Annotated in this window: 3 protein-coding genes; all 3 read left to right on the top strand. The window is 51.4% G+C overall.

The window, feature by feature from the left end:
• Positions 1-223 precede the first annotated feature (223 nt).
• Complete coding sequence (secE, locus tag HA48_RS21885) at positions 224-607, top strand: preprotein translocase subunit SecE (protein ID WP_128603175.1); 384 nt, start codon at positions 224-226, stop codon at positions 605-607.
• Position 608: 1 nt separating this feature from the next.
• A complete protein-coding gene (nusG, locus tag HA48_RS21880) occupies positions 609-1,154 on the top strand; it encodes a transcription termination/antitermination protein NusG (protein WP_010616908.1) in 546 nt (181 codons plus the stop codon).
• Positions 1,155-1,302: 148 nt separating this feature from the next.
• Positions 1,303-1,483, top strand: a 181-nt coding sequence (locus HA48_RS21875; RefSeq protein WP_482809947.1) for an uL11 family ribosomal protein, incomplete at its 3' end; no start/stop codon positions are given.

The raw sequence follows: 1,483 nt of genomic DNA, 5'->3' as shown, positions 1-1,483 counted from the left end.
TAACATTTGACGCAATGCACATGGAAAGGGCATCATTTGATGCCCTTTTTATACGCTGTTATATAGAACCTGGCTCATCAGTGATTTTCGATCATAATCATTGCTGAGACAGGCTCTGTTTTTACGGCGCTGGATACCGAGTTACGCCTCAAAAGCTCATTCGGTTTGGATGCCTCGCTCTGCGGGGCAGAATAGTTTCTGAATTATTGTGGCAGGTTGGTTTATGAGTGCGAATACCGAAGCTCAAGGGAGCGGGCGCGGCCTGGAAGCGATAAAGTGGGTAGTTGTGATCGCATTGCTGCTGGTAGCAATCGTTGGCAACTATCTGTATCGCGATGTGACACTGCCTTTGCGCGCGCTGGCTGTGGTTGTGCTGATCGCTGCGGCGGGTGGCATTGCGTTGCTGACAACGAAAGGCAAGGCAACCGTCGCGTTTGCACGTGAAGCAAGAACCGAAATGCGTAAGGTCATTTGGCCGACTCGCCAGGAAACATTGCACACCACGTTAATCGTTGCCGCGGTCACTGCCGTGATGTCACTGATTTTGTGGGGGCTGGATGGTATTCTGGTCCGCCTGGTATCGTTTATTACTGGCCTGAGGTTCTGAGATGTCTGAAGCTCCAAAAAAACGCTGGTACGTCGTTCAGGCGTTTTCCGGTTTTGAAGCACGCGTAGCGAAGTCGCTGCAAGAGCATATCAAACTGCACAACATGGAAGAACTGTTTGGCGAAGTCATGGTGCCGACTGAAGAAGTCGTTGAGATCCGTGGTGGTCAGCGTCGCAAAAGCGAACGCAAATTCTTCCCTGGTTACGTACTGGTTCAGATGGTGATGAATGACGCCAGCTGGCACTTAGTGCGCAGTGTGCCGCGTGTAATGGGCTTCATTGGTGGTACCTCTGACCGTCCGGCACCGATCAGCGATAAAGAAGTGGATGCGATCATGAACCGCCTGCAGCAGGTGGGTGATAAACCGCGTCCGAAAACGCTGTTCGAACCGGGCGAAATGGTGCGCGTCAACGACGGCCCGTTCGCCGACTTCAACGGTGTGGTGGAAGAAGTCGACTACGAAAAAAGCCGCCTGAAGGTGTCCGTCTCCATTTTCGGACGTGCAACGCCGGTTGAACTCGACTTTGCTCAGGTGGAGAAAGGTTAATCCTTTTGTTCACTTTTTAGCTCTTGCGGAAGGCGCGAAATTTACCTATAATTTCGCGCCTTTTGTTTTTATGCGCTGGCAATAGCGTGTAAATCGTTACCACGGGGAGCCTGTTACTCAGGCGCTATAACCCAATAGAGGAATTATCATGGCCAAGAAAGTACAAGCCTACGTTAAGCTGCAGGTTGCAGCTGGTATGGCTAACCCGAGCCCACCAGTTGGTCCGGCTCTGGGTCAGCAGGGTGTTAACATCATGGAATTCTGTAAAGCGTTCAACGCCAAAACAGAATCTCTGGAGAAAGGCCTGCCTACTCCAGTTGTTATCACTG

Origin of the sequence: Pantoea wallisii (assembly GCF_002095485.1) — a bacterium.
GTDB lineage: Bacteria > Pseudomonadota > Gammaproteobacteria > Enterobacterales > Enterobacteriaceae > Pantoea > Pantoea wallisii.
Note: the sequence above shows the minus strand (reverse complement) of the source record. Positions and strands in the feature narration are given on the sequence as shown.

Coding starts and splice junctions, on each gene's coding strand:
- secE (WP_128603175.1), top strand. CDS start 224: ATGAGTGCGAATACCGAAGCTCAAGGGAGCGGGCGCGGCCTGGAAGCG.
- nusG (WP_010616908.1), top strand. CDS start 609: ATGTCTGAAGCTCCAAAAAAACGCTGGTACGTCGTTCAGGCGTTTTCC.